The sequence below is a fragment of the Pseudooceanicola sp. LIPI14-2-Ac024 genome (genome assembly GCF_042188925.1).
Lineage (GTDB): Bacteria > Pseudomonadota > Alphaproteobacteria > Rhodobacterales > Rhodobacteraceae > Pseudooceanicola.
Window position 1 is genome coordinate 535,385 of record NZ_CP170102.1, and the last position, 21,803, is coordinate 557,187.

Consider the following 21,803-nt stretch of genomic DNA (forward strand, 5'->3'; position numbering starts at 1 on the left):
GCAAGAGGCGGCGCACGCGGCGGCTGGATCCGGAGTGCATGGCTGGCATGCGGCGACGCGCTTTGAGGCGCCGCGGGGTTGCGCAAGATCAAGACGGCTGCGCGCGAAACTGCTAGTCTGTGCCTTGGGGAGGTCGTCCCGTATCCCAAGGAGGATGCCATGCACCGTCGGGACTTCCTGGCCGCCACGGGCGGTACTTTACTGGCGGCCGGCTGTTCGGGTGACGCCAGCTCCTATGAGACCGAGGTCGCCGCCCTGCGCGCGCCGCTCAGCCCCGAAGGCGGGGTGAATGAGATGATCCGCTATGCCACGCTGGCGCCGAACGGGCACAATACCCAGAGCTGGATCTTCACCGCGGGGGAAACCGGGATCGCGATTACGCCGGATCACACCCGGCGGACGCCGGTGGTGGACCCGGACGATCACCATGTCTTTGTCTCGCTGGGAGCCGCGGCGCGGAACCTCGAGATCGCGGGGCGCGCGGCAGGTCGACCCGGCGAGGCTTCGGTCGCGCCGGATGGCGCGGTGCGTTTCTCGATGGGGCAGGCCGCGCCGATGGCCGATCCGCTGATCGAGGCGATCCGCGCGCGGCAGTCGACCCGGACGGAGTACGACGGGGGGCCTGTGGGCGCGGGCGTTCTGGCGGCACTGGCCGAGGCCGGGCGCGGGCCCGGGGTGCGGATGGTGCTGATCGCCGACCCGGCGCCGATGGCATCGCTGCGCGACATTGTGGTGGCGGGGACCGAGGCGCAGATGGCCGATCCGGCGTTCGAGGCGGAGCTTCTCGACTGGCTGCGGTTCAGCACGGCGAGCGCGGTGGACCATCGTGACGGGCTATATACCGCGGCGAGCGGCAATCCGGCCTTTCCGGATTTCATCGGGCGGCGGATATTCCCGTTTGTCTTCACCGCCTCGGGCGAGGTCGACAAATACGCGGCGCAGATGGAGAGCAGCGCGGGTGCGGCGGTGTTTCTGGCCGATGCGGCGGATCCGGCACATTGGGTGCGGGTTGGAATGGCGGCGCAGGGATTCCTGCTGGAAGCGACGCGGCAGGGGCTGGCAACGGCCTTCGTCAACCAGCCGGTCGAGGTGCCGGATCTTCGGGGTGAGCTTGCCGCGCTGGCAGGCGAGCCGGGTCTGCGGCCGGATCTGGTGATCCGCTTCGGCCGCGCGCCCCGGCTGCCCTATTCGCTGCGCCGCCCGGTCGCCGATGTGATGCGGGCGGGTTGAGGGATCAGGCGGCGGAGGCGGCTTCGAAGCCGAGGTCGCGCAGGGCGGCGGCCGCGATCTCGAACGAGCGGCGGCGGGCGGCGGGATCGTGGATGTGGCCGGCCAGGATAACCTCGTCTGGCTGGTGCCGGTCGATCAGCGACGAAAGCTGGGCCTGCACCTGCGGCTTGTCGCCGACCGCGCGGATCCGGCCGCCCATGTCGGTCATGCGGATCATGCCGGCGTCGGCGTGATCCTCGATCCGTTCCACCGGGCGCGGCAGCTTGCCGGGGCGCCCCGAGCGCAGGTTGATCATCGCGAGCTGGGCCGAGGTGCGGATGAACTTGGCCTCGTCCACCGTGTCGGCGCCGAAGACGTTGACGGCCAGCATGAAATGCGGCTCGGCCAGGAATTCGGACGGGCGGAAGGTGCGGCGGTAGACCTCGGTCGCCTGTTCCAGCGCGTCGGGCGCGAAATGCGAGGCGAAGGCATAGGGCAGGCCGAGATGCGCGGCGAGCTGGGCACCGTAGAGCGAGGAGCCGAGGATCCAGAGCGGCACCTTCGTCCCCTCGCCGGGGATCGCGTGCAGGCGCTGGCCGGGTTCGGGATCGCCGAAATAGGCCATCAGCTCGACCACGTCCTGCGGGAAGGTGTCGGGGGCCTGCAGGTTGCGGCGCAGGGCGCGGGCGGTTTCCATGTCGGTGCCGGGCGCGCGGCCGAGGCCGAGATCGATGCGGTTCGGGAACATGGTGGCGAGCGTGCCGAACTGTTCGGCGATCACCAGCGGCGAATGGTTCGGCAGCATGATGCCGCCGGATCCGACGCGGATCGTTTTCGTCTGCTGCGCGACATGGCCGATCAGGACCGAGGTCGCGGCCGAGGCGATGCCGGGCATGTTGTGGTGTTCGGCCAGCCAGAAGCGCTGGTAGCCCTCGGCCTCGGCGGTCTGGGCAAGGGCGACGGAGGCGGCGATCGCCTCGGCCGCGTCGTGGCCTTCGGAGATGGGCGAGAGGTCGAGGAGGGAGTAACGCATGGGCCGTCCTTTCATCGCGGTTGGGTTAATGAAGGGATTCCGGCGGCCAAGGGCAAGTGCGGGGATGCGATGGACCGGGCGGCGGCTGTGCGGAGGCGCGGGGCCGCGCAAGCGGTCAGGTGAGGTGATCCTTCTTCGCCCAGCCGGCTTCGAGCTTGTCGATGGCGGCGATGCGCTGGCCGGTGTCGGGATGGCTCATCATCCAGGCCGGGACCGCGCCGCGGCGGCCGCCGGTGAGCTGGCCCAGCTTCTCGAAGAGCGATTTCTGCGGGGCGGTGCCGATCCCGGCCTTGGTCAGCAGGGCCGCGGCATAGGCGTCGGCCTCGTATTCGTCGGAGCGCGACAGGCGCGCGGCGACCATCGAGGTGACGGCGGAGGCGATCATGATGCCGATGCCGGGGATCAGTTTCGCCAGCATCAGGCCAAGCGCGGTGCGCAGCGCGTTCTGGCCCGAGAAGTCGATCATCCGGCGGCGGGAATGGCCGAGGGCGACATGGCCCAGTTCATGGGCGATGACGGAGCCGAGCTCGTCCGCGGTGACGTTGCCCTGCCGGAACTGGTTGTAGAAGCCGCGGGTGATGAAGATGCGGCCGTCGGCGGCGGCGAGGCCGTTGACGGGGTCGATCTCGTAGATGTGGACGCGGATTCGGGGCAGGTCGAGCGCGCGGGCGAGCCGGGCGGTGACGGCGAGGATCCTGGGATCGGCCAGCTCGGTCGAGCGGGCGTCCAATTCCTTCTGCGTGCGCCAGACCGAGAAGCGGTAGGCGATGAGGCCGTAGAGGATGGCCAGCAGGATCGGGGTCAGCCGGAGCATGGGGAAGATATGGGTCCTGTCACGCGGGGCGGCAAGCGGTCATTCGGCCGGGCTGTTGCGGCGGAGCAGGCGGCGCAGGCCCCAGCCGAGCGCGAGGAGCACGGCGAGCGCGAGGACGAGGCTGATCGCCTCTTGCGCGGCCATGGCGATCCAGATCACCGGGTCGGCAAAGACGTAGCCCGCGCCGATGTTCATGCCGATCCAGATCACCTCGCCCGCCGCGCCCCAGGCGGTGAAGCGGGGCCAGGAGAACGCGGCGGCTCCGGCGGCGAAGTTCACGTAGGGCCCGAGCGGCGAGACCGGCCAGCGGCTGAGCAGGACGCCGGGGCCGCCGTGCCGGGCGATCCAGGCCTCGGCCCGCGCGCGGGCCTTCTGCCGGGCCTCGCGCCGGTCGATCCAGCGCACCAGGGGCGCGCGGCCGGCGCGGCCGACGAGATAGGCGAGCTGGTCGCCGATCAGCGCGCCCGCCAGGCCCGCCAGCGCGACCTGCCAGAGCGGCAGCCCGCCCGCCGCCGCGATCGCGCCCGAGGTGATGAGCGCCAGCGAGGCCGGCACCGGCAGTGCCAGGCAGGAGGCCATGCAGACGACGAAGAGCACGACGGGGCCGTGCAGCGTCAGTGCCTCGAGCAGCCATTCCTCGGGCGGCGGGTCGGCGACGGTCGGGTCGGGCAGGGCGGGACGGGGCGTGGCCGGAAAGGTCATGCGCCGGTTACACCGTCCGGGACCGCGCGGGGAAAGATGACATTCCGTCCCAGCCGGCGCCTCAGCGGGTCAGTTCCTTCATGCCCTCGGCCAGGCCTTCGAGGGTCATCGGGTACATCTGGTTCTCGAAGATCTCGCCGATCATCTTGATCGACTGGGTGTAGCCCCAGTACTTGCGCGGCACCGGGTTGATCCAGATGTTGTCGGGCCATTGCTCGCGCGCGCGCTTGAGCCAGGTCTCGCCCGATTCCTCGTTCCAGTGTTCGTTGGCGCCGCCGGGATAGGCGACCTCGTAGGGCGACATCGAGGCGTCGCCGATAAAGATCGCCTTGTAGTCGTGGCCGTAGGTCCGCAGCACCTCCCAGGTCGGGGTCTGGTCGGACCAGCGGCGGCGGTTGTCCTTCCACACGCCCTCGTAGAGGCAGTTGTGGAAGTAGAAGTGTTCGAGATGCTTGAACTCGGTCTTGGCGGCCGAGAAGAGTTCTTCCATCACCTTGACGTGCGGGTCCATCGAGCCGCCGACGTCGAGGAACAGCAGCACCTTGACCGCGTTGCGCCGTTCCGGCCGGGTCTGCACGTCGAGGTAGCCGTGTTCGGCGGTGGAGCGGATGGTGCCGTCGAGGTCGAGTTCGTCGTGCGCGCCGTCGCGGGCCCAGCGACGCAGGCGTTTCAGTGCCATCTTGATGTTGCGGGTGCCCAGTTCGACGGTGTCGTCGAAGTTCTTGAACTCGCGCTTGTCCCAGACCTTGACCGCGCGCTGGTGGCGGGATTTCTCCTGCCCGATGCGGACGCCCTCGGGGTTGTAGCCCTGCGCGCCGAAGGGCGAGGTGCCCTTGGTGCCGATCCATTTCGATCCGCCCTCGTGACGTTCCTTCTGCTCCTGCAGGCGCTGCTTGAGCGTCTCCATCAGCTTTTCGAACCCGCCGAGGGCCTTGATCTCGTCCATCTCTTCCTTGGTGAGGTGCTTTTCGGCCATCTGCTCGAGCCACTCGGCCGGCAGCTGGACCGCCTCGATCACCTGGTCGAAGCTGATGTTCTCGAGCCCCTCGAAGGTCTTGGCGAAGGCGATGTCGAATTTGTCGATGTTGCGCTCGTCCTTCACCATCGCGGTGCGGGCGAGGTAGTAGAACGCCTCGACATCGTAGGTGGCAAGACCGGCGCGGGTCGCTTCGAGGAAGGTCAGGTATTCGCGGAGCGTGACCGGGACACCGTGTTTGCGCAGGTTTTCAAAGAAGGGAATGAACATTCAGACCAGGATGCGATGAAGGAAGAGGGTCGCGAAGAGCCCTGCAATTCCAAAGAGCATGGCATGGACCGCTGCGTATTGCAAAACGTCCGCACGCTTGCCACCGCGCGATTTCGCACGCCACGCGCCGAAGAGCGCACCCACGACGAGTTCGATGATCACCAGCATGTTCAGCCTCCGGTTTGGGACGGGCTGAGCATCGCGATCTCGGAAAGTTTCGCGCGCACAGCCCAGTCGGGGCCGAACCCGTAGCGCGCCCAGCCGAGGGAGTCACGCCGGATCGCCTGCGCCGCGTCGCCGCGTCCCGTCGCGTCAAGCGCCTGCGCCTGCAGCATCATGAGCGAGGCGAGCAGGGCCGCGTTTTCATATTTCTGGGCAAGTTCGGGCTGGCCGCGCAGGAATCCGAGCGCCTGGTCCCCGGAATTGCGCGACAGGGCGTCGGCGGCGAGCTGCGCGCGCACGAAGCTGCGGTGAATCGCCGTCTCGGGGCGGCGGGCATAGATCGCATCGGCAAAGCGGTAGTGGCGCAGCGCCTCTTGCGGGTCGCTGGCCTGCACCAGCCGGGCATAGGCATAGTGCGAGAAGGCGAGGCGGTGGTCGTCCCAGCCTTCGCTCTCGGCGGTGCGCAGGGCGCGGGTGGCGGCGCGCATCCGCGCTTCGGGCCGGGTGCCGGGGCCGAGCGCGGTCTGGATCGCCTCGATCCAGTCGCGCGGCGTTTCCGACAGCCAGCGCGACGGGCGGCGGTCTCCGGCGGGGTTCAGGCGCGACAGGATCTCGGGCAGCACGCGCTCGACCTCGTAGCGGGACATGCCGCTCTGGAGTTCCGGCGCGTAGTAGGTGCGCAGGATCAGCATGTCGAAGGGCGTCAGCACCGTGTGGATATTGTCGTCGTTGAAAACCGAGGATTCCAGCCGGTAGAGATCGTTGAGCGGGCCGATGGCCTGGGCCAGTTCCTCGTGCAGGCAGTCGCGGACCTCCTGCGGGCTGACGTCGTTCGGCACGAAGATGGCGATGCGCTCGCGGGTCTTGAGATCGCTCCACGAGGTCTGGTCGCCGCGCCGGACGCGGTTGTATTCCGCAAGGCTCGACACGTTCGGGACCACGAAGCAGGCGGCCTGCGGCAGGTAGCGCCGGATCTGGTCGCCGCTGACGGACTGGATCGTGATGTTGGCCCCGCCGCTCGAGGTGGAGCGGATGTCGAGCCCGGCCTCGCGCCGGAGGCGGCCGAGCACGCGGTCGAGCTCGGTCCGGATGCCGGCGGGCGGGGTTCCGGCCAGGCGCACGGTGATCGGCCCCTCGAACCGGGTCAGGACCGGCAGGTCGCGGCCCGATTCCAGCTTGAAGCTGAGGTCGAGGAAGTCGCGGGCGATGTCATCGTTGCTGGCGGTGACTGGATCGGTCGCGGCCGGGCGGTCGGCGAACATCTTCATCGGCGGCAGGCGCGCCGCGCTGCCCGCCATCGCCGCGCGCGATGGCACCTCGGACTGCGGGGCGGGTTGGCAGCCCACCAGGGCCATGATGACGGTCGCCGCGAACTGCCAGCGCATCACAGGACCCGCTGGTACTTGATGAAGTCGGTCTTGGCGGCGATCCGGTCGTAGAGCTGGCGGGCGGTGTCGTTATCTTCCTGCGTCAGCCAGTAGACCGAGGGCGCGCCAGCAGCGTCGGCGGCGGCATAGACCGCCTCGATCAGGGCGCGGCCGATGCCGGTGCCGCGGACGGCGGGGTCGGCATAGAGATCCTGCAGGTAGCAGACATTCTCGACCTTCCAGCCGTGGCGGTGGAAGAGATAGTGCACGAGGCCGGCGGGCGTGCCGTCAACCTCGGCGATCAGGCCGTGGAAGTCGTGCGGATCATCCCCCAGCAGCCGCGCGAAGGACGATGCCTTCACCGTGTCGGTCACGGAGGTCTTGTAGAACGCCAGATAGGAGTCCCACAGGCGTTCCCACGCCTGGCGGTCCGACGCCTCTATCGGGCGCACGATCACGGTGCGGTCGCTCATCCGGTGCCTCTTGCCTGCTTCTGCCTGTTTTTTGACAGCCAAACAGTAAATTTACCTGCAGGCAACAAAGGCGGACCGGCCGGCCGGGATTATCTTTGCCCGCGTGCCATAAACGCCAGTCTCTCGAACAGGTGCACGTCCTGCTCGTTCTTGAGAAGGGCGCCGTGCAGCTTGGGCAGGGCGTTTGCGCCGTCGCGCTTGAGGTCCTCGGGCGTCAGGTCCTCGGCCAGCAGGAGCTTGAGCCAGTCGAGCACTTCGGAGGTCGAGGGCTTCTTCTTGAGGCCGCTCGTCTCGCGCAGTTCGAAGAACTGGGTGAGCGCGGTGGTCAGCAGCGCTTCCTTGATGCCGGGGTAATGAACTTCGACGATCTGCTTCATCGTCTGCATGTCGGGGAAGCGGATGTAGTGGAAGAAGCAGCGCCGCAGGAAGGCGTCGGGCAGCTCTTTCTCGTTGTTCGAGGTGATGATCACGATCGGGCGCTGGCGGGCGCGCACGGTTTCGCCGGTCTCGTAGACGTGGAACTCCATCTTGTCGAGTTCCTGCAGCAAATCGTTGGGAAACTCGATGTCGGCCTTGTCGATCTCGTCGATCAGCAGGACGACCTTCTGGTCGGCCTCGAAGGCGGTCCAGAGCTTGCCCTTGCGGATGTAGTTCTTCACGTCGTGCACCCGCTCCTCGCCCAGTTGCGAGTTGCGCAGGCGCGAGACGGCGTCGTATTCGTAGAGGCCCTGTTGCGCCTTGGTGGTCGACTTGATGTTCCACTCGATCATCTCGAGCCCGAGCGCCGAGGCCACCTGCCGCGCCAGTTCCGTCTTGCCGGTGCCCGGCTCGCCCTTCACGAGCAGCGGACGCTCCAGCGTCACGGCGGCGTTCACCGCGACGGTCAGATCGTCGGTGGCAACGTAGTCCTTGGTTCCCTCGAACTTCATGATAGGCCCTATCCTCTGTGGTCCGGCAGGAGCCTAAAGGCGTTCGAAGTGCTCCGCAATCAATCACCAGCCGTTCGGCAGGTGTGTGAACCTTTCGACGGTTAATCCTTTCTTGCTTTGTGTAGTGACAAGGCTAATCGAAAAGAGTAGACGCCTCCTCAGGGGTGGCCAGCGGCCTTTCGAGACTCCGAAAGCGACGTGTTTGGCCGTTTTTGAGGGAGCCTTGTGCATGAAAGCGGAAACGTTTCTGTCTGATGATTACCGGCCTGCAGAGGACGAACCTTTCATGAACGAGCGGCAGCTCGAATACTTCCGAAGAAAACTGTTATCCTGGAAAGAAGACCTGCTGGCGGACAGCCGCGAGACCATCGAAGGTCTGCAGGGCAGCACCCGGAACATCCCCGACGTTGCCGACCGCGCCAGCGAGGAAACCGACCGCGCCCTCGAACTGCGCACCCGTGACCGTCAGCGCAAGCTGGTCGCCAAGATCGATTCCGCGCTGCGGCGCATCGACGAGGGCGAATACGGCTATTGCGAAGTCACCGGCGAACCGATCAGCCTGAAACGTCTCGACGCCCGTCCGATCGCGACCATGAGCCTCGAGGCGCAGGAGCGTCACGAGCGCCGCGAGAAGGTTCACCGCGACGATTGACGCAGGGGGTGAGCCGCGAAAGGCACGCCACTGGAATAGCAAAATAAAAAGCGCGTCGGGCTTCCGCACCGGCGCGTTTTGGTGTCTTGATAGCTTATGGATCTGAATCAACTGAAAGTTGCGGTTGTTGGGGCCGGGATCGGGGGCCTCGCCGTGGCGCGGGCCCTTGCCCTGCGCGGCGCGCGGGTGACCGTGCTGGAACAGGCCCCCGAGATCCGTGAAGTCGGCGCCGGGTTGCAGGTGTCGCCCAACGGCGTGGCGGTTCTGCGGGCGCTTGGGCTCGACCAGGCGCTGATCGCCACCCGCGCGGTGCGGGCGGGCGCGATTTCGCTGCGCGACTCCGGTGACGACGAGGTGCTGCGCCTCGACCTGGCCCGTCACGCCGCCGACCAGCCGCATTACTGCGTGCACCGCGCCGACCTGATCGAGGTGCTGGCCGACGGGGCCCGCGCCGCCGGGGTCCGGCTGCGGCTGCTGCACAAGGTCGACCGCGTCCAGCCCGGGCCCGAGCCGGTGATCGACACCTGCAGCGGCGCCCGGCTGAAGGCCGACCTGGTGATCGGCGCCGACGGGCTGCACTCCAAGGTCCGGCCCGCCTTGAACGAAGGCAGTGCCGCCACCTTCACCCGGCAGGTCGCCTGGCGCGCGGTGCTGCCCGAGACCGGCAACCCGTCGCCCGAGGTGCGCCTTTACATGGGGCCGCGGCGGCACCTGGTGACCTATCCGCTGCGCGGCGGCACGCAACGCAACATCGTGGCGGTCGAGGAAACGCCGCAATGGACCGACGAGGGCTGGTCGCAGGAAGGCGACCCGGCCGCGCTCCGCGCGCTCTTCGCGGGTTTCGGCCCCGAGGTGCGGGAGCTTCTGTCCCGCGTCGAGACGGTGCACCGCTGGGGCCTATTCCGCCACCCGGTGGCACGGGACTGGCAGGGCGAGGGCGTCGCGCTTCTGGGCGATGCGGCCCACCCGACGCTGCCGTTCATGGCGCAGGGCGCCTGCCTCGCGCTCGAGGACGCCTGGGTGCTGGCCGACCGGCTGGCGATGGCCGACACAATGCCGGCGGCGCTGGCCGGATACCAGGCGGCACGCCGCGACCGGGCGGCCCGGATCGTCGCCGCCGCGTCGCGCAATGCGTGGAAGTATCACCTGAGCCTGCCGCCGCTGCGGATGGCCGGGCACATGGCGCTGCGCCTCGGCGGACGGATCGCGCCGGGCGCGATGGTGCGCCAGTTCGACTGGATCTACCGCCACGACGTGACCGGCGGCGCGATGGTCGAAACGCCGGTGCCCGAGGTGGCCGAGTAGCGGCGCGGCCTAGCCGCGCACGGGCCATTCGTCGGGGGACAGCCGGAAAAGCCGGGACATCTGGTCGTAGATCGCCGGCTCCTCGCGCCGGAGCGTTCCCGGTTTCTCGAAGAACGCCTCGACCAGCACGGCAAAGAATTCCTCGCGCCCCTCGGCGCCGTAGGGGTCGATGACCGTCCGGTGCCCCGCCTGCACCTGCCGGACGTGACGCGCATAGGCCGTCGCGAAGGCACGGTCCCAGTCTGCATAGGACTGGTCGCGGGCCAGCACCGGAACCCCGTCGGTCTGGCCCGAGAGCGCGTCGAGCTGATGGGCGAATTCGTGGAAGACGACGTTGTGCCCGTCCCGCTCGTTCATCGCGCCCTGCCGCGAATGCGCCCAGGACAGGACCACCGGCCCGCGGGCCCAGCTTTCGCCGGTGCGCGCGACCTGGCGCCGGGTCACGACGTAGCCGTTGTGTTCGGTCCGCTGCGAGGTGAAGGCGCCGGGATAGATCAGCACGGTGCGCAGCGTGTCGTACCAGGCGCCGCTGCCCACAACGAGAAGGGCGGCCTGCGCGGCGATCGACAGCTCCATCTCCTCGGTCACGTCGAGCCCGTCGCAGCCGATGAAATCCACCTGGTCGCGGAAGCGGTTGATCCTGCCCTCGAACCCCTCGCGGAACTCGGCCGGCAGCCGGCGGGTCAGCGGCACCTGCTGCGCCACCACGGCGCGTTCGTGATCGGTGAGCGGCGTGGCCAGCAGGCGGGCGCGGGTGCTGCCCTGCCGCCGGGTCCAGAGGACGGCGGCCAGCGCCGCGACCAGAAGAATGCCAAGGAAGATCGTCATCCGCGCGCCCCTCGCACCCGGGCCCGGCCCGGTGTCACACCCTGGTCGGTGCCGGGCGGGTCAGCCCTTGTGGATCCAGCCGCCGCCCAGGATGCGCGAGCCGCCGGTTTCGTAGAACACGCAGGCCTGGCCCGGCGAGACGCCTTCCTCGGCGGTCAGCAGTTCGACCTCGGCGGTCGTCGCGGAGGTCGGCCGCAGGATCGCCTCGCGCGGGGGGCGGGTCGAGCGGACCTTAACCGAGACGTGCCGTTCGGCCGTGCTGTCGAAGGCGCCGTCGCCCAGCCAGTTGACCTCGCGCACCGGAACGATCCGGGTGGCCAGCATCTCTTTCGGGCCGACCACCACCTGCCGGTTGTCGACGTCGAGCTTCACCACGTAGAGCGGATCGCTGAGCCCGCCGATGCCGAGGCCGCGGCGCTGGCCGATCGTGTAGTGGATGACGCCGTTGTGCTCACCCAGCACGCGGCCGTCCGCGTGCACGATCTGCCCGGGTTCCGCCGCGCCGGGGCGCAGTTTCTCGATCACGCTGGCGTAGTTGCCGTTCGGGACAAAGCAGATGTCCTGGCTGTCGGGCTTGTCGGCCACCGACAGGCCGTACCGGGCCGCCAGTTTCCGGGTCTCGGCCTTGGAGGCGAGGTGGCCCAGCGGGAAGCGCAGGTAGTCGAGCTGTTCCGGCGTCGTCGAGAACAGGAAATAGCTCTGGTCGCGGTTCGCATCGGCGGCCGAATGCAGTTCGGCCCCGGCGGCGCCCATCTTGCGCTGGATGTAGTGGCCGGTCGCCATGCAGTCGGCATCAAGGTCGCGGGCGGTTTCCAGCAGGTCCTTGAACTTCACCCGCTCATTGCAGCGGATGCAGGGCACCGGCGTCGCCCCGGCCAGGTAGCTGTCGGCGAATTCGTCGATCACCGCGTCCTTGAAGATGTTCTCGTAGTCGAGGACGTAATGCGGAAAGCCCATCTCTTCGGCCACGCGGCGCGCGTCGTGGATGTCGAGCCCGGCGCAGCAGGCGCCCTTTTTCGCCAGCGCCGCGCCGTGGTCGTAGAGCTGCAGGGTCACGCCGACGACGTCATAGCCTTCCTCGGCCAGCATCGCGGCCACCACCGAGGAATCGACGCCGCCCGACATCGCCACGACCACCCGCGTTTCGGACGGGGGTTTCGCGAAGCCGAGGGAATTCAGGGGCTTGGTGTCGTCGAGGGCCATCGGGGCCTCCTTGCGGGCGGGTCTGGGGCAGCGGAAGCTGTCGAGAATATAGGAAAATGCGAGATACTAACAACCCGCCGTTTCATCCCGCGTTAAACCGCTGCCGGAATTCTGGGGCGGTGTAGTACCGGGACGGGTCGCCATGTATCTCAAGAAGGTTCACGGGCCAAGGGCCGTGACGCTGGCCGACGGCAGCGTGATGACCCGCGCCGACCTGCCGGCCGAGGACACCCGGCGATGGGTCGCCTCGCGCAAGCTGGCCGTGGTGCGGGGCGTGGTCTATGGCCTGATTTCGCAGGACGAGGCGCTGGCGCGCTACGGCCTCAGCCGGGAGGAGTTCATGCACTGGGTCAGCGCCGTGACCGAGCATGGCGAAGAGGCGTTGAAAGCCACCGCGCTGCAGAAATTCCGCCATAACAATGAAGAACCCGATTAACTTATCTGGGGAATTGCCGGATTAATCGCCATTCGGTAACGTAGAGTTAACCATTTCCCGTCACGTTTCCAAGGCGTGAACATCGCGAATGGAGATCAGGGATGCGTGTCCTGCTTGTAGAAGACGACCCGACGACATCGAAAAGCATCGAACTGATGCTGACGCATGCCAACCTGAACGTCTACACGACGGACCTGGGCGAAGAGGGCATCGACCTTGCCAAGCTCTACGATTACGACCTGATCCTGCTCGACCTGGGCCTGCCGGACATGAACGGCCACGACGTCCTGCGCCAGCTGCGCATGGCCAAGATCGAAACGCCGATCCTGATCCTGTCGGGCGCCGACGATACCGAGAACAAGATCAAGGGGTTCGGGTTCGGCGCCGACGATTACCTGACAAAGCCATTCCACCGCGAGGAATTGGTGGCGCGGATCCATGCGATCATCCGCCGGTCGAAAGGCCATTCGCAATCGGTCATCAAGACCGGCAAAGTCGCGGTCAACCTCGACGCCAAGACGGTCGAGGTGGGCGGCAAGGCGGTGCATCTGACCGGCAAGGAATACCAGATGCTGGAACTGCTGAGCCTGCGTAAGGGCACGACGCTGACCAAGGAAATGTTTCTCAACCACCTCTACGGCGGCATGGACGAACCTGAGCTGAAGATCATCGACGTCTTCATCTGCAAGCTGCGCAAGAAGCTGTCGACCGCCACGGGCGGCAACAACTACATCGAAACCGTCTGGGGCCGCGGCTATGTCCTGCGCGATCCCGAGCCCGAGCAGATGGACGACCAACGGGTGGCGCTCGGCGCCTGATCCCGCACCGGGGCGCGAGCGGTATGGACGCGCTTTGCCTGCTTGCCTATCACTTGGCCCGATGAGGGGCATAAGGCCCCGCCGCGGAATCAGGGGGCAGGCGCCTTGGCAGACGACACGCCAGTCGAAACACTGACCGACGCCGAGGCGCGGGCGGAACTGGAGCGGCTGGCTGCTGCGCTGACGCGTGCCAACACGGCCTATCACACCGACGATGCGCCCGAGATCAGCGATGCGGATTACGACGCGCTGAAACGCCGGAACCTCGAGATCGAGGAACGGTTTCCCGACCTGAAGCGCGACGACAGCCCCAGCGACGTGGTGGGCGGGGCGCCGGCTGAGGGGTTCTCCAAGATCCGCCATGCGGTCCGGATGATGTCGCTGGGCAATGCCTTTGAGGATGGCGATGTCGCGGCCTTCGACGAGCGGGTGCGCAGCTACCTGAACCTCGGGCGCGCCGCGCCGCTGAAATTCACCGCCGAGCCCAAGATAGACGGGCTCAGCCTGTCGCTACGCTACGAGGATGGCGTGCTGATCCAGGCCGCGACACGGGGCGACGGCGAAACCGGTGAGAACGTCACCGCCAATGCCCGCACCATCGCCGACATTCCGCAGGAGCTGACCGGCGCGCCCGCCGTGCTGGAGGTGCGCGGCGAGGTCTACATGAGCCACGCCGATTTCGCGGCGCTCAACGAGCGCCAGGCAGAACGGGGCGGCAAGACCTTTGCCAACCCGCGCAACGCCGCCGCCGGATCGCTACGCCAACTCGATGCCCAGATCACCCGCGACCGGCCGCTGAAGTTCTTTGCCTATGCCTGGGGCGAGGTGTCGGAGCCGCTGGCCGACTTGCAGATGAGGGCGATCGACCGGCTGTCCGCCCTTGGGTTCCAGACCAACCCGCTGACCCGGCTTTGCGACGGCCCGGCCGAGATGCTGGAGCATTACCGCGAGATCGAAGAGATGCGCGCGACGCTCGGCTACGACATCGACGGCGTGGTCTACAAGGTCGACGACCTGGCCCTGCAGGAGCGGCTGGGGTTCCGCGCGACGACCCCCCGCTGGGCGCTGGCCCACAAGTTCCCGGCCGAACTGGCCTGGACCTGGCTCGAAGCCATCGACATCCAGGTCGGCCGCACCGGCGCGCTGTCGCCCGTGGCGCGGCTGCAGCCGGTCACGGTGGGCGGGGTCGTGGTGTCGAACGCGACGCTGCACAACGAGGACTACATTGCCGGGTTCGATTCCCGTGGTGAGGAAATCCGCGGCGGCAAGGACATCCGCGGCGGCGACTGGGTGCAGGTCTACCGCGCCGGGGACGTGATCCCCAAGGTGGCCGACGTGGACCTGTCGAAGCGTCCCGCCGATGCCGTGCCCTACGCCTTTCCCGAGGTCTGCCCGGAATGCGGTTCCGCCGCGATCCGCGAAGAGGGCGACGCCGTCCGCCGCTGCACCGGCGGTCTGATCTGCCCGGCGCAGGCGGTCGAGAAGCTGATCCATTTCGTGTCGCGCAAGGCCCTCGACATCGAGGGGCTGGGCGCAAAGCAGGTCGAACAGTTCCACCGCGACGGCTGGATCAGGGAACCCGCCGACATCTTTGATCTGAAAGAGAATTACGGCAGCGGCCTCCAGCAGCTGAAGAACCGCGAAGGCTGGGGCGACAAGAGCGCCGAGAACCTTTTCGACGCGATCGAGGAGCGGCGCCGGATCGAGTTGAAGCGGGTGATCTTTGCCCTCGGCATCCGCCACGTGGGTGAGGTCGTGTCGGGTGACCTGGCCCGGCATTTCCACAGCTGGTCCGCGCTGGTGGAGGCCGTCGATACAGCCCGCCCCGCCGCCGAGGCCCACGTCATGGCCGACGAGGCCGAGGCCGCCGAACGCCGCGCCGCGTCCGAGGCGGGCCGCCGCGCGCAGATCAAGCCGGTGCGCGACGCGGCCTGGGACACCGCCGGGGTCGCGGCCGAGGCGCGCGCGGCCTGGGACGACCTCGTCGGGATCGAGGGGATCGGCGCGACCGTGGCCGTCTCGCTCGTCACCACCTTTGCGCAGGCCGCCGAACGGGCGTCGATCGACCGGCTCGCCGGCAAGCTCGACATCCTCGAAACCGCCGGGCCCGCGAACACCGACAGCCCGGTTGCCGGCAAGACCGTGGTCTTCACAGGCAAGCTGGAAAAGATGACCCGGGACGAGGCCAAGGCGCGGGCCGAGGCGCTTGGCGCCAAGGTCTCGGGCTCGGTCTCGGCCAAGACGGACATCTTGGTGGCGGGGCCGGGCGCGGGGTCGAAGGCCAAGAAAGCGGCGGAACTGGGCATCCAGACCCTCGACGAAGACGGCTGGCTGGCCCTCATCGGCGCGGGATGAGCGGGCGGCCCGAGATCCTCTTTCCGCTGTTCGCGGAGCTCGAGACGCTGCCCGGCGTGGGGGCGAAGACCGCCCAGCATTTTGCCCAGATCGGCATCGCGAAGCCGCGCGACCTGCTGCTGCACCTGCCGCACAGCGTGATCGACCGCCGCCGCCGCACCACGATCCGGGGGCTGGACCTGCCCGCCGTCGCCACCGTCGAGGTCGAGGTCGGCGCGCACCGCCCGGCGCGCAACCGCGGCGGCGCCTACCGCGTGATGGTCACCGATGCCGAGACCGACTTCATGCTGGTCTTCTTTCACGCCCGTGGCGACTACCTGAAGAAGCTGCTGCCCGAAGGGTCGCGGCGGCTGGTCTCGGGGCGGCTGGAAGTGTTCGACGGGATGGCGCAGATGCCGCACCCCGATCACGTGCTGCCGCTCGACGAGGCCGACGAGATCCCGGATTTCGAGCCGGTCTATCCGCTGACCCACGGGATCACCCAGCGGGTGATGACCAAGGCGGTGCAGGGAGCGCTGGCCCGCGCGCCGGAGATGGCCGAATGGATCGACCCGTCGCAGGTGCGCACCGCCGCCTGGCCCGCCTGGCACGCCGCGCTGGTCGAGGCGCACAGCCCCGAGGGCGCGGTCAGCGACCATGACCCGGCCCGCGAGCGGCTGGCCTATGACGAGCTCTTTGCGCACCAGCTGACCCTGGCTTTGGCCCGCCGCAACGTCCGGCGCGGCAAGGGACGGGTGACGCAGGGGGATGGGCGGTTGCGGGATAAGGTTCTGAAATCGCTCGATTATGCCCCGACCGGCGCGCAGACGCGCGCGGTGGCCGAGATCGCGGGCGACATGGCGCAGGGCGAACGCATGTCGCGGCTGCTGCAGGGCGACGTGGGCGCGGGCAAGACGCTGGTGGCGTTCATGGCGCTGCTCACCGCGGTCGAGGCGGGCGGGCAGGGCGTGATGATGGCGCCGACCGAGATCCTCGCGCGTCAGCACCTGGAGAGCCTCGGGCCGCTGGCCGCCGCCGCGGGGGTCCGGGTGGACTGCCTGACCGGGCGGGCCAAGGGGGCGGAACGGCGTGCCCTGCTCGAGGACCTGGCGGCGGGACGGATCGACATCCTGGTCGGCACCCACGCGGTGTTCCAGGCCGAGGTCGCGTTCCACGACCTGCGGCTGGCGGTGATCGACGAACAGCACCGCTTCGGCGTCCGCCAGCGGATGGAGCTGGGCCGCAAGGGGCAGGCGCCCGACGTGCTGGTGATGACGGCGACGCCGATCCCCCGCAGCCTTGCGCTGGCGAGCTATGGCGACATGGATGTCTCGGTCCTGGACGAGAAGCCGCCGGGGCGGCAGCCGGTGACCACGGCGCTGGTGTCGCTTGGCCGGTTGGAGGAGGTGGTGGACCACCTGCGCCGCGCGGTGGCCGAGGGGCGGCAGGCCTACTGGGTCTGCCCGCTGGTCGAGGAAAGCGAGACGAGCGACCTGACCGCCGCCGAGGACCGGTTCCGCATGCTGCGCGCGGCGCTTGGCGAGGGGGTCGTCGGGCTGGTGCACGGCCAGATGCCGGGGGCCGAGAAGGACGCCGCCATGGCGCGCTTCGTGGCGGGCGAGACCAGCGTGCTGGTGGCGACCACGGTAATCGAGGTCGGGGTCAACGTGCCGAATGCCTCGATCATGGTGATCGAACGGGCCGAGACCTTTGGCCTGGCGCAGTTGCACCAGTTGCGGGGCCGCGTCGGGCGCGGCGCGGCGCAATCGACCTGCCTGCTGCTCTACGCGGCGCCCCTGGGCGAAACGGCGGAGCGGCGGCTGTCGCTTCTGCGCGAGACCGAGGACGGGTTTCGCATCGCCGAGGTCGACCTGCAGATGCGGGGGGCGGGTGACGTGATCGGGGTGGCGCAGTCGGGCCTGCCACGGTTCCGGGTCGCCGACCTGGAGCGGCATGCGGCGTTGATGCAGGTGGCGCAGAGCGATGCGCGCGCGCTGCTCGAGGGCGATCCCACGCTGGACGGGCACCGCGGACAGGCGGCGCGCGTTCTTCTCTGGCTGATGGGGCAGGACGAGGCGATCCGCCTGATTTCAGTGGGTTAGCCCGTAGCGTTTCAATTTGTTCTCAAATGTTCTCAAAAAGTTCTTGCCTGACGCGGCGGTATATGAGAACAAAGTGGCAACAACGCTGATTGACGGGAGAGTCCAAGATGCTGAACCAGATCATGACGACCGCGAAACGCACCCGCGCCACGCTGCTGCAGGATGCCATCGGTGCCGCGTCGTTGATGCTGCTCCTCGTGGGCGCGCTCTACCTTCCCAGCCTGACCTGAGATTCTGCCTGCGGAAACCGTGACCGAAGGCTCGCGTTGTCCCGCCGCGTCCCCAACCGCGGCTGACGCCCTGGATGCCTGTCCTTGATTGCCGGCTTGCCTCTTTCCCCGGCGCCTTCCTGTCCCGCACGGGACCCCGCATCACTGACCGCCGCCTTCCCCCAAGAAGTGCGGCGGTTTTTCTTGGGGGCGCTTGGGGGCGCGGTGGCGTTGGCGTGCGGGAAGGGTTGGGCGGGGTGGACCGCCCGGCCGCGACAGGTGAATGCGACGTGTCGCATGAGGCGACGACGGGATGCGGGGCCGGGGGACGACCGAATGCGACTGGTGAATGCGACGTATCGCATGAGGCCACTGCGGGATGCGGGGTGGGGAGCGGATCGCCCGATTGCGACCAATAAAGGTGCCGTACCGCATAGGGGCGCAGGGCGATGCAGACCGCCGGCTGGCTTGCCCGAAACATCGGCTCTCCCGGACCTCCAGCGGTTTCACCGAATGGCCATCTGCCCCTTCTTGAAGTCAGCGCCGCGCACCTTGCCCCGGTAGGCTCTCCATTCCCGGGAGGATGGGTGATCGCACGCCAGCTTTGAGGGCCATTCCGAAGCCCGCCGCACACATACCCAGTGTCATCCGCCTGCCGACCGGAGCCCGACCCTTCAGAACCGGTAGGCTAGCCGCAACCCGCCCCAGTGCCGGCCTTTGACGATGATCGGGGCCGAGAGGTCCTTCATCAGCGCGAATTCCCCGCCGCCCATGTCGCGGCGATAGACCTGCAGCAGGAAGGGTTCGGTGTTGGTCCCGGCCTTCATCCCCACGCGGTCGTCAAAGATGCGCCGGTTCCGGCAGTGGGAGGCATTCCAGACCGGGTCCTTGCCGGGCCGTTGAGAGAACTTGCGGTTGTGTGTCGGCAGGTAGCCCTTGCGGTCCACCGCCGCGCAGAAGACGACGCGCGGGTCGAGGTCGAGTGCGGGTTCCTGGATCGGCGGCAGCACGGTGTCGGTGAACTTGGTGAAGCGGGCCATGACCTGGGGCGGGTCGCTGCCCCGGACCGGGCGATAGTTGGTGTCGAAGAGATCCGCCATGGTGATCCGGTGATCGTCCAGCGCGGCCTCGAAACATGCGCCGATCTCTTGCGCGCGTTGCTGGACGGCGGCGATGAAGGGCGCGTCGGCAAAGCTGCCGCCAAGCGCCACGCTGTCCTGCACAAGGGTTTCCGACAGGTCGATCAGCCGGGTCAGGCGGCGGCTGGCGGTGTCGAGCCCGGCGACCCCGTTCGTCACCAGGTCGCAGATCCGGCTGAGGGCAGGGGGAAATGCGGCCACCTTTTCGCGTGTCGCCGCGGAATTGTCGTTCAGCTGCTGCGCCTGTTCGCCCGCGCCGCGGATCCGGACCACGGCATCCTGCATCTGCTCATGCGCGGTCTCGCCCAGGGTTCCGACCTCGCGGATGGTGTCGGTCATCTGGGCGGTGTCGCCCTGCATCCGTTCCATCCACTTGGTCAGGTTGGCGACATTTCGGGTGACGTCCTGCGCCGCCTCGCCGGTTCGGGCGGACAGTTCGTTGATGGCGTCGGCGACCACGGAAAATCCGCGCCCGGCCTCGCCCGCGCGGGCGGCTTCGATCTTGGCGTTGATCGCCAGCATGTTCACCTGCGCGGCGATGGCGAGGATCTGTTCGTTGTTGGTCTGGACCGCGTCGATCACCGGCTGGATCTCGACCTGCTGGCGTTCCATGGTCTGGGACTGCTCGCGCATCCGCCGGGTCACGGTGACGGTGCGTTCCATCCCGCCCTGGGTGTCGTGCAGCACGCCAAGCGCCTCTTCGACCGAGGCGGCGAGGACCTGCAGCGACTCGGCCACGGCGGCGTTGATCTGGGTCATGTGGCGGGCGTTCTCGGACAGCTGGTCCAGCGCCTCGATCTGCAGCTTGCCGTCGGCGTCGAGCCGTTCGAGGAACCCCGCGAAATCCACCACCTCGCGCCCGAGTGACGAGGCGGATTTCGCCAACCGGTCGCGGCGCCCGCCGGCGGGCGCCTCTGCCTTGAGAACGGGTTCAGGTTTCATCGCGCCTCGCAGAGCCAACGGGGGCTCTATAGCGGGGCAGATCCGAACAGCCGGTTAAGCGCAGTCGCTCCGGCGCACCTGCTCGAGCGCCTCGCAGGCCGCTTCGAGCGACAGCAGGATCGAGGCGTGGCGGTTGCGGTAGTCCTGCGCCGGGCGCAGCACCTCGAGCCCCTCGAAGGGGGCGGGCGGGGTCGGGCCGTCGTCCTTCAGCATCGCCTTTAGCGCGTCGCGCGCGGCGACGACCTGGTCGGGCGTGCAGCCGACGATGGCGCTGCCGACCACGCTGGCAGCGGCCTGGCCGAGGGCGCAGGCGCGCACCTCCTGCCCGTAATCGGCGATCTTCCCGTCCTCGACCTTGAGGTCCACCGTCACCGTCGATCCGCAGAGCGGCGCGCGGCGCTTGACCGTGGCGTCGGGCGCGTCGAGGCGATCCTGACGCGGGATGTCCGCGGCCAGGGCCAGGATGCGGTTGGAGTAGAGCTTGATCAGGTCGCTCTCGCCGGTCATGGGATTTCCTTTCGGGTGTCGCCTGATTAGATAGGTGATCCGTCCACCGATGCAAAAGGGTTTTCGCCGTGGCTTTCGATCCTGCCTCTCTCAAATACGACGCCGCGGGCCTGATCCCCGCCATCGCGCAGGACGCCGACAGCGGCGAGGTGCTGATGATGGCGTGGATGAACGCCACATCGCTGGCCGAGACCCTGCGCACCGGGCGCGTGACCTACTGGTCGCGCTCGCGGCAGGAGCTGTGGCGCAAGGGCGAGACCTCGGGCCACGTGCAGGAGCTGGTGGAGCTGCGGGTCGATTGCGACCGCGACTGCCTGCTGATGCAGGTCCGGCAGGAGGGGCCGGCCTGTCACACCAACCGGCGCAGCTGCTTCTACACCACCGTCACCGAAGCGGGCGAAACCATCGTGATGGAGCCGATGGTCTAGAGCCCGACCATCCGGCGGATGTCTGCGGGCGTCGCGCCCTCGTCGCGATATCTGGCGATGGCTCGGGCATCGTCGCGCTTGGCCAGCCGCTTGCCCGTGTCGTCGCGGATCAGCGCGTGGTGGTGATAGGTCGGTGTCGGCAGGTCCAGCAGGTGCTGCAGAAGGCGCTGGATCCAGGTGGCCTCGAACAGGTCCTCGCCCCGCACGACATGGGTGATCCCCTGCGCCGCGTCGTCGAGCACGATCGACAGGTGGTAGGAGGCCGCCATGTTGGGCCGTGCCAGCACCGGGTCCCCGACGTCGCGTTTGAGGGCGTCCAGCGTGACGATGTGCGTCCCGGCATGGGCCGGGCCGGTTTCCGTGAACGCCAGCTCCGGCGCGGTGCAGCGCGACAGGTCGAGGCGGATGGCATCGCTGTCCCGTGCTCCGGACATCGGGCGGCCGCGGCAGGTGCCGGGATAGATCCGTCCATCCGGCCCGAACTGCGGCGCGCCCTCTTGCGGGGCCGAGGCCGCGGCCTCGATATCCCGGCGGGTGCAGGAACAGGGATAGGCCAGGCCCCGCGCGGCCAGCGCGTCGATGGCGGCGCGGTAGCTGCCGAAATGGGTCGACTGGCGCTCGACCGGGCTGTCCCAGGTCAGGCCCAGCCAGGCCAGGTCGTCACGGATCTGCGCATCCCATTCGCGGCGCGCGCGGCTCTGGTCGATGTCGTCGATCCTGAGGTGGAACAGCCCGCCCGCCGCCCGCGCCATGTCATGGGCGAGGATGGCGGAATAGGCGTGGCCCAGGTGCAGCGGACCCGTGGGCGAAGGGGCGAAACGGGTGGCGAAGGTCACGGGGCCTCGGACGCGGGCGGATCGGGCTGGGGCGGAACGGTGCGGTCGCCCGGTCGCGCAGGGCGGTGACCGGAACTGTCACCGGACCGTTGCACAGCGGGCGTGGAAATTAGAACCGCATGACGCCCG

22 protein-coding genes are annotated in these 21,803 nt (G+C 68.3%); 9 read left to right on the forward strand and 13 right to left on the reverse strand.

Annotation, left to right across the window (positions count from 1 at the left end; genetic code table 11):
* The first annotated feature begins 159 nt into the window (after positions 1-159).
* Positions 160-1,230, forward strand: coding sequence for an Acg family FMN-binding oxidoreductase (locus tag ACE2AC_RS02600; RefSeq protein ID WP_375690572.1), 1,071 nt, complete (start codon positions 160-162; stop codon positions 1,228-1,230).
* A 4-nt stretch (positions 1,231-1,234) separates the two neighbouring features.
* Here the strand turns inward: ACE2AC_RS02600 and ACE2AC_RS02605 are convergent, their stop codons facing one another.
* From ACE2AC_RS02605 to ACE2AC_RS02640, 8 genes are all read right to left on the reverse strand, one after another.
* Positions 1,235-2,242, reverse strand: a complete 1,008-nt coding sequence (locus ACE2AC_RS02605; RefSeq protein ID WP_375690573.1) for an LLM class flavin-dependent oxidoreductase — start codon at positions 2,240-2,242, stop codon at positions 1,235-1,237.
* A gap of 115 nt (positions 2,243-2,357) precedes the next feature.
* A complete protein-coding gene (locus ACE2AC_RS02610; RefSeq protein WP_375690574.1) occupies positions 2,358-3,056 on the reverse strand; it encodes a M48 family metalloprotease in 699 nt (232 codons plus the stop codon).
* A 39-nt stretch (positions 3,057-3,095) separates the two neighbouring features.
* The gene (locus ACE2AC_RS02615) at positions 3,096-3,758 is read right to left on the reverse strand and encodes a DedA family protein (protein WP_375690575.1); all 663 of its coding nucleotides are present in this window, start codon (positions 3,756-3,758) and stop codon (positions 3,096-3,098) included.
* Positions 3,759-3,819: 61 nt separating this feature from the next.
* Positions 3,820-5,004: a VWA domain-containing protein gene (locus ACE2AC_RS02620; RefSeq protein WP_375690576.1), complete on the reverse strand. Its 1,185-nt coding sequence runs from the start codon at positions 5,002-5,004 to the stop codon at positions 3,820-3,822.
* Positions 5,005-5,172, reverse strand: coding sequence for a hypothetical protein (locus ACE2AC_RS02625; protein ID WP_375690577.1), 168 nt, complete (start codon positions 5,170-5,172; stop codon positions 5,005-5,007).
* Positions 5,173-5,174: 2 nt separating this feature from the next.
* Positions 5,175-6,551: a DUF2927 domain-containing protein gene (locus ACE2AC_RS02630; protein WP_375690578.1), complete on the reverse strand. Its 1,377-nt coding sequence runs from the start codon at positions 6,549-6,551 to the stop codon at positions 5,175-5,177.
* A complete protein-coding gene (locus tag ACE2AC_RS02635; protein ID WP_375690579.1) occupies positions 6,551-7,006 on the reverse strand; it encodes a GNAT family N-acetyltransferase in 456 nt (151 codons plus the stop codon). Before ACE2AC_RS02635 ends, ACE2AC_RS02630 begins: the two co-directional genes overlap by 1 nt.
* Before the next feature lie 89 nt (positions 7,007-7,095).
* Positions 7,096-7,935 carry an AAA family ATPase gene (locus tag ACE2AC_RS02640; protein ID WP_375690580.1) on the reverse strand — a complete coding sequence of 280 codons (840 nt, stop codon included), beginning with the start codon at positions 7,933-7,935 and terminating at the stop codon, positions 7,096-7,098.
* Positions 7,936-8,164: 229 nt separating this feature from the next.
* Here ACE2AC_RS02640 and dksA point away from each other — a divergent pair, with 229 nt between their 5' ends.
* Entirely contained in the window at positions 8,165-8,587 is a 423-nt protein-coding gene (dksA, locus tag ACE2AC_RS02645; protein WP_375690581.1) for an RNA polymerase-binding protein DksA, read from the forward strand.
* Between the two features lie 96 nt (positions 8,588-8,683).
* Entirely contained in the window at positions 8,684-9,892 is a 1,209-nt protein-coding gene (locus tag ACE2AC_RS02650) for an FAD-dependent oxidoreductase (RefSeq protein WP_375690582.1), read from the forward strand.
* A 9-nt stretch (positions 9,893-9,901) separates the two neighbouring features.
* Here the strand turns inward: ACE2AC_RS02650 and ACE2AC_RS02655 are convergent, their stop codons facing one another.
* Positions 9,902-10,720: a zinc-dependent peptidase gene (locus ACE2AC_RS02655; RefSeq protein WP_375690583.1), complete on the reverse strand. Its 819-nt coding sequence runs from the start codon at positions 10,718-10,720 to the stop codon at positions 9,902-9,904.
* Between the two features lie 60 nt (positions 10,721-10,780).
* A complete protein-coding gene (gene mnmA, locus ACE2AC_RS02660) occupies positions 10,781-11,923 on the reverse strand; it encodes a tRNA 2-thiouridine(34) synthase MnmA (protein WP_375690584.1) in 1,143 nt (380 codons plus the stop codon).
* A 142-nt stretch (positions 11,924-12,065) separates the two neighbouring features.
* Between mnmA and ACE2AC_RS02665 the strand changes: the two genes are divergently transcribed.
* The 5 genes from ACE2AC_RS02665 to ACE2AC_RS02685 all read left to right on the forward strand — a co-directional run bounded on the left by ACE2AC_RS02665 (position 12,066) and on the right by ACE2AC_RS02685 (position 17,843).
* Positions 12,066-12,359 carry a DUF1153 domain-containing protein gene (locus tag ACE2AC_RS02665; protein ID WP_375690585.1) on the forward strand — a complete coding sequence of 98 codons (294 nt, stop codon included), beginning with the start codon at positions 12,066-12,068 and terminating at the stop codon, positions 12,357-12,359.
* 101 nt (positions 12,360-12,460) lie between these two features.
* Positions 12,461-13,177 (forward strand): response regulator transcription factor CtrA, encoded by a 717-nt coding sequence (gene ctrA, locus ACE2AC_RS02670; RefSeq protein ID WP_375690586.1) that lies wholly within the window; start codon positions 12,461-12,463, stop codon positions 13,175-13,177.
* 105 nt (positions 13,178-13,282) lie between these two features.
* A complete protein-coding gene (ligA, locus tag ACE2AC_RS02675; protein ID WP_375690587.1) occupies positions 13,283-15,532 on the forward strand; it encodes an NAD-dependent DNA ligase LigA in 2,250 nt (749 codons plus the stop codon).
* Entirely contained in the window at positions 15,529-17,613 is a 2,085-nt protein-coding gene (gene recG / locus ACE2AC_RS02680) for an ATP-dependent DNA helicase RecG (protein ID WP_375690588.1), read from the forward strand. The genes ligA and recG overlap by 4 nt, the downstream gene beginning before the upstream one ends.
* A 107-nt stretch (positions 17,614-17,720) precedes the next feature.
* Positions 17,721-17,843 carry a hypothetical protein gene (locus ACE2AC_RS02685; protein WP_375690589.1) on the forward strand — a complete coding sequence of 41 codons (123 nt, stop codon included), beginning with the start codon at positions 17,721-17,723 and terminating at the stop codon, positions 17,841-17,843.
* Positions 17,844-18,496: 653 nt separating this feature from the next.
* On the opposite strand, the gene ACE2AC_RS02690 is transcribed toward ACE2AC_RS02685, so the two are convergent.
* Together ACE2AC_RS02690 and ACE2AC_RS02695 are read right to left on the reverse strand one after the other, a co-directional pair.
* Positions 18,497-19,903 carry a methyl-accepting chemotaxis protein gene (locus ACE2AC_RS02690; RefSeq protein WP_375690590.1) on the reverse strand — a complete coding sequence of 469 codons (1,407 nt, stop codon included), beginning with the start codon at positions 19,901-19,903 and terminating at the stop codon, positions 18,497-18,499.
* Positions 19,904-19,957: 54 nt separating this feature from the next.
* Positions 19,958-20,410 carry an iron-sulfur cluster assembly scaffold protein gene (locus ACE2AC_RS02695; RefSeq protein WP_375690591.1) on the reverse strand — a complete coding sequence of 151 codons (453 nt, stop codon included), beginning with the start codon at positions 20,408-20,410 and terminating at the stop codon, positions 19,958-19,960.
* 68 nt (positions 20,411-20,478) lie between these two features.
* Between ACE2AC_RS02695 and hisI the strand changes: the two genes are divergently transcribed.
* The gene (gene hisI / locus ACE2AC_RS02700; protein ID WP_375690592.1) at positions 20,479-20,838 is read left to right on the forward strand and encodes a phosphoribosyl-AMP cyclohydrolase; all 360 of its coding nucleotides are present in this window, start codon (positions 20,479-20,481) and stop codon (positions 20,836-20,838) included.
* On the opposite strand, the gene gluQRS is transcribed toward hisI, so the two are convergent.
* Positions 20,835-21,674 (reverse strand): tRNA glutamyl-Q(34) synthetase GluQRS, encoded by an 840-nt coding sequence (gluQRS, locus tag ACE2AC_RS02705; protein ID WP_375690593.1) that lies wholly within the window; start codon positions 21,672-21,674, stop codon positions 20,835-20,837. The two genes, hisI and gluQRS, sit on opposite strands and share 4 nt — an antisense overlap.
* Positions 21,675-21,803 lie beyond the last annotated feature (129 nt).

What these genes read in the sequence shown, in the direction of transcription:
- ACE2AC_RS02630 (WP_375690578.1), bottom strand. Translation starts at nt 6,551, where the DNA reads ATGCGCTGGCAGTTCGCGGCGACCGTCATCATGGCCCTGGTGGGCTGC.
- ACE2AC_RS02650 (WP_375690582.1), top strand. Translation starts at nt 8,684, where the DNA reads ATGGATCTGAATCAACTGAAAGTTGCGGTTGTTGGGGCCGGGATCGGG.
- ACE2AC_RS02685 (WP_375690589.1), top strand. Translation starts at nt 17,721, where the DNA reads ATGCTGAACCAGATCATGACGACCGCGAAACGCACCCGCGCCACGCTG.
- ACE2AC_RS02615 (WP_375690575.1), bottom strand. Translation starts at nt 3,758, where the DNA reads ATGACCTTTCCGGCCACGCCCCGTCCCGCCCTGCCCGACCCGACCGTC.
- ACE2AC_RS02665 (WP_375690585.1), top strand. Translation starts at nt 12,066, where the DNA reads ATGTATCTCAAGAAGGTTCACGGGCCAAGGGCCGTGACGCTGGCCGAC.
- ACE2AC_RS02600 (WP_375690572.1), top strand. Translation starts at nt 160, where the DNA reads ATGCACCGTCGGGACTTCCTGGCCGCCACGGGCGGTACTTTACTGGCG.
- ACE2AC_RS02690 (WP_375690590.1), bottom strand. Translation starts at nt 19,903, where the DNA reads ATGAAACCTGAACCCGTTCTCAAGGCAGAGGCGCCCGCCGGCGGGCGC.
- ACE2AC_RS02635 (WP_375690579.1), bottom strand. Translation starts at nt 7,006, where the DNA reads ATGAGCGACCGCACCGTGATCGTGCGCCCGATAGAGGCGTCGGACCGC.
- dksA (WP_375690581.1), top strand. Translation starts at nt 8,165, where the DNA reads ATGAAAGCGGAAACGTTTCTGTCTGATGATTACCGGCCTGCAGAGGAC.
- ACE2AC_RS02655 (WP_375690583.1), bottom strand. Translation starts at nt 10,720, where the DNA reads ATGACGATCTTCCTTGGCATTCTTCTGGTCGCGGCGCTGGCCGCCGTC.
- mnmA (WP_375690584.1), bottom strand. Translation starts at nt 11,923, where the DNA reads ATGGCCCTCGACGACACCAAGCCCCTGAATTCCCTCGGCTTCGCGAAA.
- ctrA (WP_375690586.1), top strand. Translation starts at nt 12,461, where the DNA reads ATGCGTGTCCTGCTTGTAGAAGACGACCCGACGACATCGAAAAGCATC.
- ACE2AC_RS02625 (WP_375690577.1), bottom strand. Translation starts at nt 5,172, where the DNA reads ATGCTGGTGATCATCGAACTCGTCGTGGGTGCGCTCTTCGGCGCGTGG.
- ACE2AC_RS02620 (WP_375690576.1), bottom strand. Translation starts at nt 5,004, where the DNA reads ATGTTCATTCCCTTCTTTGAAAACCTGCGCAAACACGGTGTCCCGGTC.
- ACE2AC_RS02640 (WP_375690580.1), bottom strand. Translation starts at nt 7,935, where the DNA reads ATGAAGTTCGAGGGAACCAAGGACTACGTTGCCACCGACGATCTGACC.
- ACE2AC_RS02695 (WP_375690591.1), bottom strand. Translation starts at nt 20,410, where the DNA reads ATGACCGGCGAGAGCGACCTGATCAAGCTCTACTCCAACCGCATCCTG.
- ACE2AC_RS02605 (WP_375690573.1), bottom strand. Translation starts at nt 2,242, where the DNA reads ATGCGTTACTCCCTCCTCGACCTCTCGCCCATCTCCGAAGGCCACGAC.
- recG (WP_375690588.1), top strand. Translation starts at nt 15,529, where the DNA reads ATGAGCGGGCGGCCCGAGATCCTCTTTCCGCTGTTCGCGGAGCTCGAG.
- ACE2AC_RS02610 (WP_375690574.1), bottom strand. Translation starts at nt 3,056, where the DNA reads ATGCTCCGGCTGACCCCGATCCTGCTGGCCATCCTCTACGGCCTCATC.